The 16,593-nt window shown below is 57.1% G+C and carries 17 protein-coding genes; 12 read left to right on the top strand and 5 right to left on the bottom strand.

Annotation, left to right across the window (positions count from 1 at the left end; all coding sequences use genetic code 11):
• Positions 1-98 precede the first annotated feature (98 nt).
• Together ACR3FC_RS00190 and ACR3FC_RS00185 are read left to right on the top strand one after the other, a co-directional pair.
• A complete protein-coding gene (locus tag ACR3FC_RS00190; protein ID WP_209504130.1) occupies positions 99-779 on the top strand; it encodes a response regulator transcription factor in 681 nt (226 codons plus the stop codon).
• A 49-nt stretch (positions 780-828) separates the two neighbouring features.
• Positions 829-2,142 carry a sensor histidine kinase gene (locus ACR3FC_RS00185; protein WP_480472391.1) on the top strand — a complete coding sequence of 438 codons (1,314 nt, stop codon included), beginning with the start codon at positions 829-831 and terminating at the stop codon, positions 2,140-2,142.
• Here the strand turns inward: ACR3FC_RS00185 and ACR3FC_RS00180 are convergent.
• From ACR3FC_RS00180 to ACR3FC_RS00170, 3 genes are all read right to left on the bottom strand, one after another.
• Entirely contained in the window at positions 2,139-2,606 is a 468-nt protein-coding gene (locus ACR3FC_RS00180) for a CYTH domain-containing protein (RefSeq protein WP_480472389.1), read from the bottom strand. The two genes, ACR3FC_RS00185 and ACR3FC_RS00180, sit on opposite strands and share 4 nt — an antisense overlap.
• Entirely contained in the window at positions 2,606-3,358 is a 753-nt protein-coding gene (locus ACR3FC_RS00175; RefSeq protein WP_480472387.1) for a ParA family protein, read from the bottom strand. The genes ACR3FC_RS00180 and ACR3FC_RS00175 overlap by 1 nt, the downstream gene beginning before the upstream one ends.
• Before the next feature lie 197 nt (positions 3,359-3,555).
• Entirely contained in the window at positions 3,556-4,620 is a 1,065-nt protein-coding gene (locus ACR3FC_RS00170; RefSeq protein WP_480472385.1) for a CHAD domain-containing protein, read from the bottom strand.
• A gap of 472 nt (positions 4,621-5,092) precedes the next feature.
• Between ACR3FC_RS00170 and ACR3FC_RS00165 the strand changes: the two genes are divergently transcribed.
• Entirely contained in the window at positions 5,093-5,440 is a 348-nt protein-coding gene (locus ACR3FC_RS00165; RefSeq protein ID WP_480472383.1) for a TfoX/Sxy family protein, read from the top strand.
• A gap of 59 nt (positions 5,441-5,499) precedes the next feature.
• Here the strand turns inward: ACR3FC_RS00165 and ndk are convergent, their stop codons facing one another.
• On the bottom strand, positions 5,500-5,922 hold the full coding sequence (gene ndk, locus ACR3FC_RS00160) for a nucleoside-diphosphate kinase (RefSeq protein WP_008757405.1): 423 nt from the start codon (positions 5,920-5,922) through the stop codon (positions 5,500-5,502).
• 115 nt (positions 5,923-6,037) lie between these two features.
• Positions 6,038-7,240, bottom strand: coding sequence for a multidrug effflux MFS transporter (locus ACR3FC_RS00155; RefSeq protein ID WP_480472381.1), 1,203 nt, complete (start codon positions 7,238-7,240; stop codon positions 6,038-6,040).
• Between the two features lie 107 nt (positions 7,241-7,347).
• Between ACR3FC_RS00155 and ACR3FC_RS00150 the strand changes: the two genes are divergently transcribed.
• The 9 genes from ACR3FC_RS00150 to metG all read left to right on the top strand — a co-directional run bounded on the left by ACR3FC_RS00150 (position 7,348) and on the right by metG (position 16,593).
• Positions 7,348-9,198: an ABC-F family ATP-binding cassette domain-containing protein gene (locus ACR3FC_RS00150; protein WP_480472379.1), complete on the top strand. Its 1,851-nt coding sequence runs from the start codon at positions 7,348-7,350 to the stop codon at positions 9,196-9,198.
• Positions 9,195-9,587, top strand: coding sequence for an ACT domain-containing protein (locus ACR3FC_RS00145; protein WP_480472377.1), 393 nt, complete (start codon positions 9,195-9,197; stop codon positions 9,585-9,587). The genes ACR3FC_RS00150 and ACR3FC_RS00145 overlap by 4 nt, the downstream gene beginning before the upstream one ends.
• Entirely contained in the window at positions 9,584-10,204 is a 621-nt protein-coding gene (locus ACR3FC_RS00140; RefSeq protein ID WP_480472375.1) for a MarC family protein, read from the top strand. Before ACR3FC_RS00145 ends, ACR3FC_RS00140 begins: the two co-directional genes overlap by 4 nt.
• Before the next feature lie 42 nt (positions 10,205-10,246).
• A complete protein-coding gene (locus tag ACR3FC_RS00135; protein ID WP_480472373.1) occupies positions 10,247-10,828 on the top strand; it encodes a retropepsin-like aspartic protease family protein in 582 nt (193 codons plus the stop codon).
• Positions 10,829-10,876: 48 nt separating this feature from the next.
• Positions 10,877-11,497, top strand: a complete 621-nt coding sequence (locus ACR3FC_RS00130) for an ImuA family protein (protein ID WP_480472371.1) — start codon at positions 10,877-10,879, stop codon at positions 11,495-11,497.
• A 62-nt stretch (positions 11,498-11,559) separates the two neighbouring features.
• Positions 11,560-12,774, top strand: a complete 1,215-nt coding sequence (locus tag ACR3FC_RS00125; RefSeq protein ID WP_480472369.1) for an MFS transporter — start codon at positions 11,560-11,562, stop codon at positions 12,772-12,774.
• Positions 12,771-13,367, top strand: a complete 597-nt coding sequence (locus tag ACR3FC_RS00120) for a YceI family protein (protein ID WP_480472367.1) — start codon at positions 12,771-12,773, stop codon at positions 13,365-13,367. Before ACR3FC_RS00125 ends, ACR3FC_RS00120 begins: the two co-directional genes overlap by 4 nt.
• A gap of 80 nt (positions 13,368-13,447) precedes the next feature.
• Positions 13,448-14,668: an MFS transporter gene (locus ACR3FC_RS00115; protein ID WP_480472365.1), complete on the top strand. Its 1,221-nt coding sequence runs from the start codon at positions 13,448-13,450 to the stop codon at positions 14,666-14,668.
• A gap of 206 nt (positions 14,669-14,874) precedes the next feature.
• Positions 14,875-16,593 carry a methionine--tRNA ligase gene (metG, locus tag ACR3FC_RS00110; protein ID WP_480472363.1) on the top strand — a complete coding sequence of 573 codons (1,719 nt, stop codon included), beginning with the start codon at positions 14,875-14,877 and terminating at the stop codon, positions 16,591-16,593.

The raw sequence follows: 16,593 nt of genomic DNA, 5'->3' as shown, positions 1-16,593 counted from the left end.
GCTTGCCGGGTGCGTGCCCAGCACCCGGCAAGATCGTCAGCAAACCATATGCTTTGTTTGAATTTTGTGTTTAAATCCTTAGGGAAAGGAACCACATCATGAGCCGCCGTCTGTTGATCGTCGAAGATGACGCTGACACCAGGGATTTCATTGCCAAAGGGTTTGGCGAAGAAGGCTATGTGGTCGAAACGGCTGCTGATGGCCGCGAGGGATTGTACCACGCTACGGACGGCGGTTTTGACGCCATTGTGTTGGACAGGATGCTTCCCGGTCTGGACGGTCTGTCCCTGATCAAATCCCTGCGTGCAGCAGGGCTGAAAACACCGGTGTTGATGTTGACGGCCATGAGCGCAGTGGACGAGCGCGTCAAAGGATTGCGATCAGGCGCCGACGATTATCTGGTCAAGCCCTTTTCGTTTCAGGAACTTCATGCGCGGATCGAAGCCTTGTTGCGGCGTCCGCAGGAATCCGAGGAAACGCCGACGCTGACCTGCAAGGATCTTGAAATGGATCTACTGACCCGCAAGGTTACGCGGGACGGCCATGAGATTACGCTGACACCTCGTGAATTCCAGATCCTTGAGTTCTTTCTACGCCGCAAGAACCGTGTCGTGTCGCGTACCATGCTGCTTGAAGGCGTCTGGGATTATCATTTCGACCCGAACACCAACGTTGTGGATGTTCATATTTCAAAGCTGCGCCGCCAGTTGGATGAAGGTGGAGACATACCTTTGATTGAAACTGTTCGCGGTGCGGGTTACATGATGTCCGATGGATAACCTTCGGCTTTCCCTTAATAATTCAAGAACAAGACTTGTCGCCACCAGCATGGTGCTAAGCACGTTCCTGACCGCGTCTGTGCTGGCATTGGTCTATGTGACAGCCAACCGGAGCATCGAATCCGAGACCCGATCGGTCGTGTCCGCCGAACTGACCGGGCTTGCCGATGAATATGAACGGCGCGGGCTGATCGGGCTGATTACAGCGATCGAGCGTCGTCTTCCAAGCGCGTCCGATCGAGACGCGCTGTATCTGCTGGCGGATCGGCAGGGCGTCAAGCTTGTGGGTAACCTGAAAACCTGGCCGGTCAATGTGACCGCCGGAAGCGGTTGGGTCGACCTCGAGTTGCGCAGGGCTGACAATGACCAACTGGTGCCCATCTCGGCCGCTTCGATCCGATTGCCCGGTGGTGAACGCCTTTTGGTGGGACGGGATGCGGCGGCCCGTCAACAATTCGACCGTGTATTGTTCCGATCTCTGGCACTGGCGCTAGGAATAGCATTTGTTCTGAGCGTGATCACTGGCTGGCTGTTCACACGTCTGGTGTTTTCACGCCTGTCAGACATCGCAAGCACAGCCGAAAACATCGTTTCCGGCGATCTTTCCAAGAGGATGCCCCTGCGCGGAACCGGGGACGAGTTCGATCAGGTCTCTGGCACGTTGAACAACATGCTCGACAGGATCGAAGAGCTGGTGAGCAATCTGCGCACCACGTCGAACTCTATCGCACATGATTTGCGCTCTCCTTTGTCCCGCCTTCGCCAAAGGGTCGAATCCCTTTCCGAGCCCGGCAAAAGCGATCTGGACCGCGAAATCGACATTGCGCGGGCTACGGGAGAAATCGACCATGTTTTGCGGGTCTTGGGGCAGCTTACCGAAATTTCGCGGGCCGAGGCCGGTCTAGGGCGCGAGCAATTCGAAGACATTGACTTGCAGCAACTGGTTGGAGATGTCGTGGAACTGTATGACCCGGTGGCCGCAGATCAGGACATCCGCCTTGAGGTTACAGGCTCTGCCCCCTCAATTCAGGGGCACCGGCCCCTACTCTCGCAGGCTCTTTCTAATTTGCTGGAAAACGCGATGCGTTATGCACCGGCAGATACCGCAATCACGATCTCTATCGGTACCAAGGACGGATTTGCCCAATTGCGGGTTCGGGACCGTGGTCCGGGTGTTCCGCCCGGAGAGTTGGATCGCCTTCAACTTCCCTTCGTCACACTTGATCCGGCGCGGACGGAACGCAATGCGGGATTGGGGCTCGCGCTGGTTGCCGCGATTTCACATATGCATGGCGGGACATTCGCAGCCCGAAACTGCGACCCAGGTTTGGAAACTACGATCAATCTGGCAATTCAGAGTTAACCCGGCAGTCCGTTTATCGCCAATACCTTGTTTTTGTACCGTTTATCCCCTGTAACTTCCGCACCGAACCAACCCGGCGGGACATAGGCATTTGCGTCTTCACTGGTATGGAACTCAACCTCAACCAAACGCAGGGGTTCCAGACCGCCTGAAAAAACATCCAGCTCGAACTGGTGGCCGTCTGGCATTAGATCCGTGTAACGCACCTTCTCGACCCGGCGACCTTGGGTTTCCGGCCAGAAGGTTTCAAACTGGTCTCGGGTTATCTCTGCCTCACGCTCAACACGTACAAGATCACCGCCGCCTTTTAAGGTCAGGAAAAACACATTGTTCTTTTGCCGAAGGCGCAATTCGGTCGAGTCCTCCGGCGCGGTGAGGTACCCCTGACGCACCTCTGCTTTTTCTGCGCGGCTCAGGTTCGGCAACCTTGCCACCAGAAACTTGCGTTCAATTTCTTTGCTCATCAGGGTGCCCCCGCTCTTTCTTCCAGCTCATCAAACAGCGCCCGATATGCCGCACCAGCAGCGCTACGACCTGCGTAAGTACAGACAGGGCCCCGATATTGCCCCATCTTTTCGACATCCGCAGCGAAAGGCACAACCGCGTGTAAAATGCGCTTGGGATGCTGGGCGCGCATTGAAACCATCGTTTCCCGATGCAACAACTTCCGGTTCTGCACCATCGAAAAGAACGCCCGCAGCTTCTTCTTACGCAGCCCGTGTTTGTCGAAAAAGCCAACCAGCTGATCGAATGACCGCTCGGACAGGGTTGTGGGAATGATCGGAACAACGATTTCATCAGCGGCCCGAAAGATATTCTCGGACAAGGTGGAAAAATTGGGCGGACAATCCAGAAGAACCAGATCATAATCACTGCCAGCCGCCGACAATGCCCTTTTCAGACGCGATCGTTTGTTCCGCATGCGCGACAGGAAGATATCAAAGTCGCGGAAAGTCAGGTTTGCGGGCAGAACGTCCAACCCGTCAAAATCACTTGCCCGGATGGCTTTGGTAAACCGCTCCACATCCTCAAAAAATCGGGCATCCGTCAGTTTTTTTGACGGCTTCACCCGAAAATAGAACCCGGACGCCCCCTGAGGATCGAGATCGCATAGCAAAACTTTTTGGCCAGCCTGCGCATAGGCATAGGCCAGGTTCACCGAAGTAGCGGTTTTTCCGACACCGCCCTTATTGCTGTAACAGGCAATGATCTTCATTCCCTACTCCTTTTTGTGGTGAAACAGACTGCGGAACATGTGCCGGATTTCTCGCCCGTCGAACTGAAGGAAGCTTGCGACAACGCGTTTTCTTTCGGTCTTCTGGCGTTGATCAAGCACAGCGATTAGGCCACCCACGGACAAACCGATCTGCGCGTTTATGCGGCCTTGCGTATCGGCGTGCGACGCTACAAAGGTCAGCAACGCGTCTTGCTGCACAGAATAGTCGTTGAACAAACCAAGATTATCCTGAATTTTTTCAACGGTTTAAGGATCGTTCTCAATCCGTTCGCATCGAAGAGCGGGGCAAACAATTCCATCAGATATCTTAGTTTTTTGCATTCGATACGAAGCTCATGCACCGTCTTGTCTGGCGTATCATCGCTTATGCCGCGCGCCAGTTTGCACATCTTGCGATAATGCTTCCAGATCAGCGCGCAGGCATAGTCATACGTGCCGCGATGCGCGTTTGGTCCGAGGTCCAAGTGATCAGTACTGGTGAACATTGCGGTCAGGTCGTTCATGGACGTCGTGTAGTCGGCGCTGCGCAACCAGCGAGATAGGCGCAGTTGCTCTTGTGTACGTTCCGTTTGAAACTGATCAAACATCTCGGACAGTCCTGCGTGAAGGCTCGGCGGGATAAGATTGAAATACTTGTCTTTTTTCAGAAGGTAGACATCCAAATCACGCAGAGGTCCCGTGGGGGCCATAAGATCGGAAAAGAGCCGCTTCAGTTCGGCCGTCTGGGCCTCGGACAACACAACCTTGAACAGGCTGATCACTGACCTGATCTTGCGCAACGATACCCGGTAATCGTGCAAAAACTCGGTGTCGATATCAGCGATCATGCCCTCCTCGTTTTGCCGTGCAACCCTCAGATATATTTGAACGATTTTCGCAGCGACTTCGCTGCAAGGATCTGCTTGACCGAACTTTATTTCAGGCTTGGCCTGATAGGGAACCATGTCTGGAAACAGACTGGGATAGACCGTTTCAACGTCACGAACACCGCCCGAAACGCGATCGAGAGCGGAACGGACCAACTGATAGGCCTTCTTATACCCGCGCAACTGCTGAATTCGTACAATGGTTGCCTGCCCTGATGGCGTCGACATGTACGTTAAAGTTCCCCTGACTTTTGTCTTTTGCAGATCATCAAGCACGGCGAAGGTCTTTGCCTCGATCTCTCCAACACCAATCTGCGTCAGCGCCCGTAGTTCAGGAAAGTCGCTCAGCGCCTTCTGAACCGGCCCTTCTGGCAAGTCCCGTGCAAACCGCAGATGCCCCGAGTGCTGCTGAGACAAAGGGCCGTGGTCCTTCCGCAGCAGGTGCAACACCCCGCCAGTATCGATCAAAGCACGACCCGAGGCGCGCAGTGACTGATCGTGACAATCCAGCAATGCGAAAGCTGCGACGGGGCTATCGGGTGAAACTTTTTGGGAAAACCCGGCAATGGCATTTGCCAGAGCCGTTTCGTCAATCCTCGCTGGGAAAATGAACTGATCGCTTGACGATCTGGTCATGATACGCCTTTCCAGTTCAACTTCAGAAACCCCTTTACAGGTTTCTCAACGATCATATGCGCGCGCCCCTTGTTTGGTTTGGTTGCTCCAACGCCATCCAAGGTTCTCCTTTTCAGTCTCGGCTGAACCCGAAAGGACATCAAGGCATTATGCCTGCGACCGAGTGTAATCACGGGGTGACAGGCCTCGGGTGCCGAAGTAAGACACCGCTATGAGCGAACCAGTATCTTCGATCCGAAACCTTGGCCCCGCCTTTGAACAGGCCTGCGCACGTGCTGGTATTCATTCGGCTGAGGCACTGCGAGAACTGGGGCCGGACGAAGCCTATGCCCGCCTGTTGCGCGCCGGCACCAGGGCGCATTTCATCGGATATTATGTTCTGGTGATGGGATTGCAGGGCCGCCCGTGGAACGATTGCAAGGGCGACGAGAAGAAAGCCCTGCGCGAAAGGTTCGACGCAATCAAAGCTGGTAACGGTGCTGCTCCGGAAAACCAGATGATTGCAGATCTGGACGCCATCGGAGTTCGTGTTGCACCAAAGGACTTAAAGCAGCTCTGAACGAATAAGGCCGCACCCAACCAAGGATGCGGCCCCTGTTTGTCACCAATGGCTGTGGCTTAACCGACCAGTTCAATGCCCGAGAAGAAGTATGCGATTTCAACCGCTGCGGTTTCCGGTGCGTCCGAACCGTGGACCGAGTTTTCACCGACCGATTCCGCGAATTCAGCGCGGATGGTGCCGGGGGCTGCGTCCGCAGGGTTCGTTGCGCCCATAACTTCACGGTTCTTTGCAATGGCGCCTTCGCCTTCCAGAACCTGAACAACAACCGGAGCCGACGACATGAATTCGCACAGTTCGTCATAGAACGGACGTTCGGCATGAACGTCATAGAACTTGCCAGCCTGAGCTTTGGTCATGTGAATGCGCTTTTGCGCCACGATGCGCAGGCCTGCTTCTTCGAACTTGGCGTTGATCTTGCCGGTCAGGTTGCGGCGGGTTGCATCGGGTTTGATGATCGAGAATGTGCGTTCCAGTGCCATGTCGGCCTCTCCTTATAATGTGACGCGGGACCCGCGCCGAAATCCATCGCGCGCCGGGTATCACGGACTTTGACCCATGAAAAGTGTAATGATGCCTTGCCCGTGGCTTTGCAGTTCAGATTGTGTCTGGCAAAGGGTCGACGCGGTCCAGTCGACGGACGTAAAGCACCGCCAGCAAGCCAGCAAAGCTACAGGCCCACATCATGCCCAGTACCAGATACGGCCCATTTTCGGGGCTAACGAACGCGCCGGTCATTGAGGTCAGAACAGCGCCCAAAGCCACGATCAATGCCCCCGACAGCCCTGCCGCGCTTCCTGCCAGTCCGGGGCGTACTGACATGACGCCAGCCGCGGCATTGGCATTGGTCAAACCGTTGCCAAAGCCGACACAGATTGCCGAGCCGAAGAAGACCCAGACCGATCCCAGATCAGCGAGAAACAGCATCAATCCACAAAACGGCCCGGTCGAGGCCACGATCCGCCCTGACAAGATCATTGTCGTCAGGCGCGTCCGGGCCGCAATCTGACCGGTGACAAAATTGCCAACCATGAACCCGCCGGTGATGATGCCAATCCCCAGCCCCAGCATTGCAGGGCTCAGGTCGAACCACGCTGCAGCAACCAGCGGCGCACCGGTGATAAAGCTGTAGAACCCCCCAATCGAAAACGCTGCGCATAAGGCATAGCCCCAGAACCTGCGGGCACGGAACAGATGGGGATACTCGCGCAGTTGGGCACCAAATGTGGACGAGCGGTTGGTGTTGGTCTCGCCCATGTCGAACCAAAGCAGCACCAGCAACCCTGCCCCAAGCAACGAGTACAGGACAAACCCCGAGCGCCAACCGAAAAGCATATCCAGCGCCCCACCCAACATCGGCCCAAGCATCGGGGCCAGCGCCATGGCCATCGCGACGTAACCGAGTTTGCTTGCCGCCTCATTCGGTGCGTAACGGTCTCTGATCGACGCGCTGGACAGGACCGAGCCCGCGACAACAGCAGCCTGAAGCAGACGGAAGCCAAGAAAAACCCAGATCGATCCAGCCAGCGTGCATCCGATCGACGCAAGGACAAATATTGATACACAAATCAAAAGGATAGGTCTGCGACCAAAGCGATCCGATAAAGGGCCCATAATCAGTTGCAATACTGCCGAAACCGCCAGATACCCCGCGACCGACAGGTTCATCAGACCGTAATCCACAGCGAAATCTTCACTCATATGTGCCAGCGACGGCAGGAACATGTTGAGCGTCAGTACAGACAGCGCCGTAGCAAAGATCAACGTGATCAGGGATGGAGGCGTCCGGGCCGCGCGCATGTGGAAAACCGTTTCAAAAAGCAAACGAGACAGCGCTAACACATTGCTTGACACTTGAAAATGCCAAGCCGCTGGCGGCGGCATCACACCTCTGCTAAGAGCGCTCCATGTTACGGATCGAAGACATCACCTATGCCGTTGAAGGCCGCCCATTGTTTGATGGCGCCAGCGCAACCATACCAGACGGTCACAAGGTTGGCCTTGTGGGCCGGAATGGCACGGGAAAGACCACGCTTTTTCGCCTGATCCGCGGGGAGCTGGCGCTGGAATCGGGCAATATTTCGGTCCCCAAGCGCGACCGCATTGGCGGGGTCGCGCAAGAGGTCCCCTCGTCCAACGTTTCGCTGATCGACACTGTTCTGGCCGCTGATACCGAGCGCAGCGCCCTGATGGCCGAGGCTGGCAACGCAACAGATCCCACGCGAATTGCCGAAATCCAGACGCGGCTGGCCGATATCGACGCCTGGTCGGCCGAAGCCCGCGCGGCCTCGATCCTCAAGGGGTTGGGGTTTGACGACGCAGACCAATTGCGCCCCTGCTCGGATTTTTCCGGTGGCTGGCGGATGCGCGTGGCCTTGGCGGCGGTTTTGTTCTCGCAACCGGATTTGTTGCTGTTGGACGAACCGACCAACTATCTGGATCTTGAAGGCGCGCTATGGCTGGAAAGCTATCTGGCGAAATATCCGCACACGGTCATTATCATCAGCCATGACCGGGGCTTGCTGAACCGTGCCGTAGGGTCGATCCTGCATCTGGAGGATCGCAAACTCACCTATTACGCCGTGCCTTATGACAAATTCGCCGAACGGCGGGCGGAACGTCTAGCGCAGGCGGAATCCGAGAATGCAAAGGCCAAGGCCCGCATCGCACACCTGCAAAGCTTTGTGGATCGCTTCCGCTACAAGGCGTCAAAAGCCGTACAGGCCCAATCGCGCCTGAAGATGATTGAACGCATCCAGTTGGTCTCAACCCCGCAAGAGGCCGCGCTGCGTGCGTTTTCCTTCCCCGAGCCCGAGGAACTGTCGCCACCGATCATCCAGATTGAAGGCGGTGTGACGGGTTATGGCGAAACCGAAGTACTGCGCCGCCTGAACCTGCGCATCGATCAGGATGACCGCATCGCGCTGCTGGGCAAGAACGGTCAGGGTAAATCGACCCTGTCCAAACTGCTGTCAGACCGCCTGCCCCTGATGGCAGGCAAGATGACCCGCAGCAACAAGCTGCGCATCGGGTATTTCGCTCAGCATCAGGTGGACGAGCTTTATGTGAACGAAACGCCACTGGACCACCTGCGCCGCCTGCGCCCGGACGAGGCGCCGGGCAAGTGGCGCTCGCGTCTGGCGGGGTTCGGCCTGAACGCGGCTCAGGCGGAAACCGAGGTTGGCCGCCTGTCGGGTGGGCAGAAGGCGCGCCTGTCGCTGCTGCTGGCAACCATCGACGCACCACATATGCTGATCCTCGACGAGCCGACGAACCATCTGGATATCGAAAGCCGTGAGGCGCTGGTCGAAGCGCTGACCGCCTATTCGGGTGCTGTCGTGCTGGTCAGCCACGACATGCACCTGCTGTCGCTTGTTGCCGATCGGTTGTGGCTGGTCTCGGACGGTACGGTCAAATCTTATGACAGTGACCTTGAATCCTATCGTGCCCTATTGCTGGCGCGTGACAAACCGGTGAAAGAAAAGCCACAAACAGAGAAGCCCAAACGCGCCTCGCGCGATACCATGCTGGCATTGCGGGCGGACCTGCGCAAATGCGAGGACCGGGTCGAGAAACTGACAGAGATGCACGACAAGCTCGCGGCAAAACTGGCCGACCCGACGCTTTACGAAGACGACAAGATCAACGATCTGGAAATCTGGAATCGCAAATTCGCCGAGGTGGTCGAGGCTATGCAAAAAGCAGAAGCGCTTTGGATCGCCGCTGCTGAGCGACTGGAACAGGCAGAAACGGTATGAGCGATCCTGTCGTTGAAACCAAAGCAATGATCGCGGGAATGCATCCCGAAATTCAACCCGGAGAATTCGCATTTGTAGTCTGGCCCGAAGATATGGACTGGCCCGACGGGACACGCGCCAGTTACGTCGAGGCCGAAGGGCTGTCTTTAGTCGTTCCGATCAATTGCGCACCAAAAGAGGCGGTCGCTATGCGCTGTATCACGCTTCAGGTGCACTCCTCGCTGGAAGGCGTGGGTCTGACCGCTGCAGTCTCGGGGGCGTTGGCACAGGCCGGAATTCCGGCAAACATGGTTGCGGGCTATCACCACGATCATGTTTATGTTCCGTCCGGACTGGCCGAAGACGCCCTGAGAATTTTGAAACATCTGCAACAGAGTAGCAAAGAGTGATTGACACCGCATTTCTGATCACCGCGTTCACAACGCTTTTCGTGGTTCTTGATCCACCGGCGCAAACGCCGATTTTTGTGGCCCTGACCCAGAACATGGATTGGCATACGCGCCGCTCTGTCGCTGTTCGCGCGTGCCTGACTGCTGGCGGCATTCTGGCGATGTTCGCGGCCTTCGGCGAAGCGCTGCTGGGATTTGTCGGCATCTCGATGGAGGCGTTTCGTGTTGCGGGGGGTGTTTTGCTGTTTCTGACCGCGCTCGACATGCTGTTTGAACGCCGGACCAAACGTCGTGAAAACAGCGCCGAAGAGGAAGAACATCCGGACCCGTCTGTGTTTCCACTGGGTATCCCACTGATTGCAGGGCCCGGTGCGATTGCCACTATGATCCTGCTGGCCGGTCAACATCCCGGCATTCAGGGCCTGGCCGTGGTCATCGGCGTTATGCTGGTCGTTCTGGCAATGGTTTTTGTGATGTATCTTTCATCAGGGGCCGTGGCACGGCTTTTGGGGAAAACCGGATTGAACGTGTTGACCCGGCTTCTTGGGATGCTGCTGGCTGCATTGTCTGTTCAGTTTATTCTCGATGGCCTCAAGGCCTTTGGATTTGCATCTTAAATCCCCATATTCACAAGGTTAGAGGGATTTCCGGGTAACCGCATGGACAGTTTCGACATTGGACGCCTGATCTATCTGGCCCTGCTGGGGGCGGCGCTGCTGATGTGGTTTGTCACGCATAATCGGCAGTCGCTTAGCAAGACATTCCAGCAGGTTATGGCATGGGTGTTCATATTCGTCGGGGTCATCGCACTGGTCGGCCTGTGGGAGGATATTCGCTCCTCGGTCGGTCCCGCACCGCAGATGAGTGTCACCGGAAACTCGGTTGAGGTTCCCCGCGCCTATGACGGCCATTATTACCTTCCGGTTCTGGTGAATGGTGAGCTGATTACCTTTCTTGTCGACACCGGTGCCAGCCAGATCGTGTTGAACGCGCAGGATGCCAAACGGGCAGGCATTGATCCCGATCAGCTGAGTTATTTCGGGCGCGCCTTGACTGCAAACGGTGAGGTGCGTACCGCGCCGGTACGGCTTGAGACCCTGACGATAGGACCCATTACGGATCAGAACGTTTCGGCCTGGGTCAACGAGGGTGAGCTGGATAAATCGCTTTTGGGGATGGAATATCTGCACCGTTTTTCAAGCATTCAGTTTGCGGATGGCAAGCTGATCTTGTCCCGTTAATGCCCCTCACCTCTTGAGAACAAAAGTGGAACATGGTAGCTTGCAGGCATGTCTGCTCAGCTTCTTGGCCACAAACCTGCGCGTCAGGTACCGGGGGTAAATCTCCATTCGCAGATCACCCTGCAACCGGGCCGCGTGCACGAGGCTTGCGGCCCCGCCCGGCGCAGCTTTGCCATCTGGCTGGCCGGTCAGACACAGGGGCCCGTGCTGTGGATTTCCCCCGCGTGGGAGCCCGCCCAACTGAATCCCGACGGAATGATGGCCTTTGCTGATCCGGCGCGTTTTCTGTTCGTCCATCCCACCCGCGCCGAAGATCTGCTATGGTGTATCGAAGAGGCGCTGCGCAGCGGAGCCATCCCGCTGATCATAGGCGACCTGCCCGGCGCGCCGGGGCTGACACCAGTGCGGCGGATGCATCTGGCCGCAGAACAAGGCGGCACGATGGGCCATACCCCGCTTGGCCTGCTGCTGACGCCCGGTGATGGCGGCGCACAAGGGGTTGAGACACGCTGGCACATGGCCTCCGCCCATCAGGGGGATGCCAGGCACTGGACCCTGACCCGCCGCCGCGCCCGCGCCCTGCCCCCGGTCAGCTGGCAAGCCACTCAGACCGCTGCCCGCACCGGTCTGCACCTGAAACGCATTGAAACAGAGGACATTCTGACGTGAAGCCGCAAGGATCACGCAAGATGTGACTGGCCAAACTCCGGATCGCACCCTAGCGTCGCCGCATGAGCCATCCGATCCATGACAGCCGCTATTCCTGGATACGCCTTCTGATCACGCTCGCCATCGCAACTGTGGCGAATGTGGGAATGTGGGCTGTAATCGTGGTCATGCCCGCCGTCGAAGCAGAATTCAGCGCCGGTCGCGCCGAAGCCTCAATGCCATATACACTTACGATGATTGGATTTGCGCTGGGCAATATGTGGCTGGGGCAACTGGTGGACCGGCTGGGTGTGACACGCGCCCTGATCGGCGCTGCTGTTTTAAGCGCCTTCAGTTATCTATTGGCAACGCTGGCCCCGAATATAACGCTACTATCCGCGGCGCATCTGCTGGTCGGGCTGGGAACATCGATCGGATTTGGGCCCTTGATCGCCGATATCTCGCACTGGTTCATGAAACGGCGTGGAATCGCCGTCGCACTGGTGGCCAGCGGGAATTACCTGTCTGGGGCAATCTGGCCTACTCTGCTGTCCGGTATTCTGGCACGCGACGGCTGGCAACAGGTCTATCTGACATTGGCGGCTCTGACGTTGCTGGTTGTCATCCCCCTGTCCTTGTTGTTGCGCCGCAAGGTCCCAATCGAAGCGCACAACACAGCCGCGGCCACAGCCCGGATCAACGCACGCAGTGTCGGTGTTTCACCACGCGTGTTACAGTACATTCTTGGTCTGGCCGGCATTGGATGTTGCGTAGCGATGTCCATGCCACAGGTCCATATCGTGTCGTATTGCGTCGGGCTGGGATACGGCCCCGCAGTGGGGGCTGAGATGCTATCGCTGATGCTACTGGGCGGCGTCGCCAGCCGTATCGTCTCGGGCCTGTTGGCCGACCGTCTCGGTGGAGTCATGACACTTCTGATCGGCTCTGTATTGCAGTGCATCGCGCTGTTCCTGTTCCTGCCGTATGACGGGATGGTCTCACTTTATGTGATCAGCTTGCTATTCGGTCTGGCGCAGGGTGGCATCGTGCCCAGCTACGCTTTGGTTGTCCGCGAATACATGCCGCCGCAAGAAGCCGGTGCGCGAGTCGGATTCGTCATGATGATGACAATTCTTGGCATGGCGCTTGGTGGCTGGATGTCAGGCTGGATTTACGATGTCACCGGAAGTTACCAACTGGCTTTCGTCAACGGCATTCTTTGGAACGGTTTGAACATTGCCATCGTTCTGATGTTGATCAAAAGATCCCGCCCCAGACGGGACACGGTCATGGCATGACACACCTGACCCGCCGCTTCGTACTTACGGGGATGGCGGCTCTGCCTTTGGCGAATACGGTGCAGGCCGCCTTGAAGCCATACAATTTGTCACCGAACGGCACCCGGGTCGGTTTTACCTTTGACCTCTCCGGAATTCCCCAGACCGGATCAATGCCGATCCGGGACGCGAACGTGGAAATTGACACGCAACGCCTGCAAAACAGCCGGGTCACGGTGGTGCTGGACGTTACCAAGGCCAGAACCCGCTTGCCCTTTGCCCGCATGCCGATGCTCGGCCCCAGTGTATTGGACGCCGAAACCTATCCGACAATTCAGTTCGTATCGACTGACATTCAATTGGGGGCGGATGGGCGCATTTCGAATGGCGCTCGTGTCAAGGGAGAACTGACTATCCGAGGTCTGACGCACCCCATAACCTTGGAAGCCAACCTGTACCGCCAGCCTGGTACAGCCGCGAATGACTTGAGCCGCCTGTCCATAGGTTTAACCGGGACTTTGAACCGGCACGATTTCGGTGCCTCGGGTTATCCCGATCTGGTAGGACAACACATTGGGCTGGACATTCGTGCCGAGATCATTCGAGCAACCTGACTGACAAAAAGCAAAAAACGACTGGATAAAGTCGAATAGTTGCGCGCATTGTCCGGTGACGCCGCCTATCTGAGAAAACCATGCGCACGATCATTTCATTTGCCGCCCTGTTTCTGTCGGTCATTCTGCTTCAGCTATCAACAGGCGGCGTCGGGCCACTGGATGCCATCTCCGGGATCACGTTAAGCTTTTCGACCGAACAGATCGGTATGCTGGGTTCGGCGCATTTTCTTGGCTTTTTCATAGGTTGCTGGTGGGCGCCGCGACTGATGGGCAGCGTCGGGCATTCCCGCGCATTTGCTGTATGCACAGCGCTGGGCGCGATGGGGTTGATCGGCCACACCCTGACAGACAATCCTTATGTATGGGCGGCGCTGCGCATCGCCTCGGGCACATGTGTGGCAGGCTGTTATACCGTCATCGAAGCCTGGCTGAATGCAAAAGTAACCAATGAGACACGTGGACGAGCCATGGGCACCTATCGCATCGTCGATATGGGTGCCTCGCTGAGTGCTCAGTTGATCATCGCCGTCCTGCCACCCGCCTCGTATGTATCCTACAACCTCTTGGCGATCCTGTGCTGCGCCTCGTTGCTGCCGCTGACACTGACACGCGCAAGTCAACCGAAGACGCCTGACGCCCCCCGCCTGCGCCCGAAACTGGCGTGGCACAGTTCGCCGTTGGCCGTTGCGGGCGTCATTGTTTCGGCACTCAGTTCGGCATCTTTCCGAATGGTCGGGCCCGTCTACGGTCAGGAAGTCGGGCTGGGAGTGGATCAAATCGCCTTCTTCCTAGCTTCTTTCGTTCTGGGCGGGGCACTGGCGCAGTATCCGATGGGGTGGCTCGCTGACAAGTACGACCGGCGCTGGGTCTTGATCTGGCTTTCGGTCGCGGCGGTACTAAGCTGCGGGGTCACAATGGCGGCAAGCGACACGGGAACTGTCGGTGTCATGCTGGCAGCAGGGCTTTTTGGGTTTACGACATTCCCGATCTTTTCGGTGTCATCCGCACATGCCAACGATTTTGCGACAACCGAGCAGAGGGTCGAGTTGTCTGCCGCCCTGATGTTCTGGTACGCGCTGGGGGCAATTGCGTCACCCTATATCACATCAACACTGATCCAGGATTTTGGACCCAGCGCGCTGTTTGCATTTGTCGCGGTCGGCCACGTATTCCTGATCGGCTTCGGCCTGGCCCGGATGCGGTCGCGTCCAACACCCGCGGAAAGAACCAATTACGTCTACGCACCGCGTACATCCTTTACGGTCGGAAGGTTGCTGAAACGCGCCCGCGAGGAATGAAAAGCAGACCCGCGGCCCTGCATTGCGGAGAGTCTGCGAATTGGCTGACTACAATCAGATCGCTTTAAAACGGCAATCGGCGACTTGGTCGTCCCATCAGGGGCGCGTCACAAATCAGAGTTATTCCAGTCATCTACGAAACCGGGCTTTTGCTGAGCGGTGACATAGGTTAGACGAACGCGCAGTTAGATATGCGGAAACGGAATATGGCTCGGATTCTCATCACCTCGGCAATCCCATACATCAATGGGATCAAGCACCTCGGCAACCTGATCGGCTCGCAACTGCCTGCCGACTTGTATGCACGCTATCAGCGTGGCCGGGGGAACGAGGTCATGTTCCTGTGTGCCACCGACGAACACGGCACCCCGGCCGAACTGGCCGCTGCTAAAGCTGGAAAGCCTGTGGCCGAGTATTGCGCGGACATGTACGAAATTCAGGCCGACATCGCCAAGCGTTTTGGGATGAGCTTTGATCACTTTGGCCGTTCATCCAGCGAGCAGAACAAAAAGCTGACCCAACATTTCGCCGGAAAGCTGGATGAGGCCGGGTTGGTCCGTGAAGTCACGGAAAAGCAAATCTATTCCAACGCGGATGGTCGTTTTCTTCCCGACCGCTATATCGAGGGTACCTGCCCCAATTGCGGGTATGAGAACGCACGTGGCGACCAGTGTGAAAACTGCACCAAGCAGTTGGATCCGACCGACCTGATTGAACCGCGCTCGGCCATTTCGGGCTCGACCGATCTGGAAGTGCGTGAGACCAAGCACCTCTATCTGCGCCAATCGGCGATGAAGGATCAGCTGGATGCCTGGATTGACAGCAAAACTGACTGGCCGATCCTGACCACATCCATTGCCAAGAAATGGCTGCATGACGGCGACGGGCTGCAAGACCGGGGGATCACCCGCGATCTGGACTGGGGTGTTCCGGTCAAGAAAGGCGATCAGGACTGGCCCGGTATGGAAGGCAAGGTCTTCTATGTCTGGTTCGACGCGCCGATTGAATACATCGCCTGTGCCAAGGAATGGGCGGATTCCACGGGGAAACCCGATTCCGAGTGGGAACGCTGGTGGCGCACCGACAAGGGCGCGAACGATGTGCGCTATGTCCAGTTCATGGGCAAGGACAACGTGCCGTTTCACACGCTTTCTTTCCCCGCCACCATTCTCGGGTCGGGCGAGCCGTGGAAAATGGTCGACCACCTGAAATCCTTCAACTATCTAAACTACGACGGCGGCCAGTTCTCGACCTCGCAGGGTCGTGGCGTTTTCATGGATCAGGCGCTCGAGATTCTGCCAGCTGACTACTGGCGGTGGTGGCTGCTGAGCCATGCACCGGAAAGCAGCGACAGCGAGTTCACGTGGGAGAACTTCCAACAATCCGTGAACAAGGATCTGGCCGATGTTCTGGGCAACTTCGTCAGCCGCATCACCAAGTTCTGCCGCTCGAAATTCGGTGAGGTGGTGCCCGAAGGCGGTGAGTTTGGCGAGCGTGAGAACGCTCTGATCGATGAACTTACCAAACGTGTCCGCGCCTATGAGGCGCATATGGAAGCAATGGACGTCCGCAAATCGGCTCAGGAGCTGCGGGCCATCTGGGTGGCTGGCAACGAATTCCTGCAAGCTGCGGCGCCGTGGTCAACCTTTAAGGAAGACCCCGAACAGGCCGCTGCACAGGTGCGTCTGGGTCTGAACCTGATCCGGTTCTATGCCGTGCTCAGCGCGCCGTTCATCCCTGATGCTGCGGCCAAGATGCTAAGCGCCATGAACACGCTTGATACCAGCTGGCCGGAAGACGTAGCCGCAGCGTTGAACGCGCTACCCGCGGGTCACGACTTTACCGTGCCAGACGTTCTGTTCGCCAAGATCACAGACGAACAGCGCGAAGAATGGCAGGCAAAATTCGCCGGTAAACGCGGCTGA

It is taken from the genome of Ruegeria sp. AF3, assembly GCF_056536285.1.
The sequence above is the reverse complement of the archived record's forward strand: the minus strand, read 5'-3'. Positions and strand labels throughout refer to the sequence as shown.

Bases quoted from the DNA above. Each gene is read 5' to 3' on its own strand.
- ACR3FC_RS00190 (WP_209504130.1), top strand. From the start codon at position 99: ATGAGCCGCCGTCTGTTGATCGTCGAAGATGACGCTGACACCAGGGAT.
- ACR3FC_RS00185 (WP_480472391.1), top strand. From the start codon at position 829: ATGGTGCTAAGCACGTTCCTGACCGCGTCTGTGCTGGCATTGGTCTAT.
- ACR3FC_RS00180 (WP_480472389.1), bottom strand. From the start codon at position 2,606: ATGAGCAAAGAAATTGAACGCAAGTTTCTGGTGGCAAGGTTGCCGAAC.
- ACR3FC_RS00175 (WP_480472387.1), bottom strand. From the start codon at position 3,358: ATGAAGATCATTGCCTGTTACAGCAATAAGGGCGGTGTCGGAAAAACC.
- ACR3FC_RS00165 (WP_480472383.1), top strand. From the start codon at position 5,093: ATGAGCGAACCAGTATCTTCGATCCGAAACCTTGGCCCCGCCTTTGAA.
- ndk (WP_008757405.1), bottom strand. From the start codon at position 5,922: ATGGCACTGGAACGCACATTCTCGATCATCAAACCCGATGCAACCCGC.
- ACR3FC_RS00155 (WP_480472381.1), bottom strand. From the start codon at position 7,240: ATGCGCGCGGCCCGGACGCCTCCATCCCTGATCACGTTGATCTTTGCT.
- ACR3FC_RS00150 (WP_480472379.1), top strand. From the start codon at position 7,348: ATGTTACGGATCGAAGACATCACCTATGCCGTTGAAGGCCGCCCATTG.
- ACR3FC_RS00145 (WP_480472377.1), top strand. From the start codon at position 9,195: ATGAGCGATCCTGTCGTTGAAACCAAAGCAATGATCGCGGGAATGCAT.
- ACR3FC_RS00135 (WP_480472373.1), top strand. From the start codon at position 10,247: ATGGACAGTTTCGACATTGGACGCCTGATCTATCTGGCCCTGCTGGGG.
- ACR3FC_RS00130 (WP_480472371.1), top strand. From the start codon at position 10,877: ATGTCTGCTCAGCTTCTTGGCCACAAACCTGCGCGTCAGGTACCGGGG.
- ACR3FC_RS00125 (WP_480472369.1), top strand. From the start codon at position 11,560: ATGAGCCATCCGATCCATGACAGCCGCTATTCCTGGATACGCCTTCTG.
- ACR3FC_RS00120 (WP_480472367.1), top strand. From the start codon at position 12,771: ATGACACACCTGACCCGCCGCTTCGTACTTACGGGGATGGCGGCTCTG.
- ACR3FC_RS00115 (WP_480472365.1), top strand. From the start codon at position 13,448: ATGCGCACGATCATTTCATTTGCCGCCCTGTTTCTGTCGGTCATTCTG.
- metG (WP_480472363.1), top strand. From the start codon at position 14,875: ATGGCTCGGATTCTCATCACCTCGGCAATCCCATACATCAATGGGATC.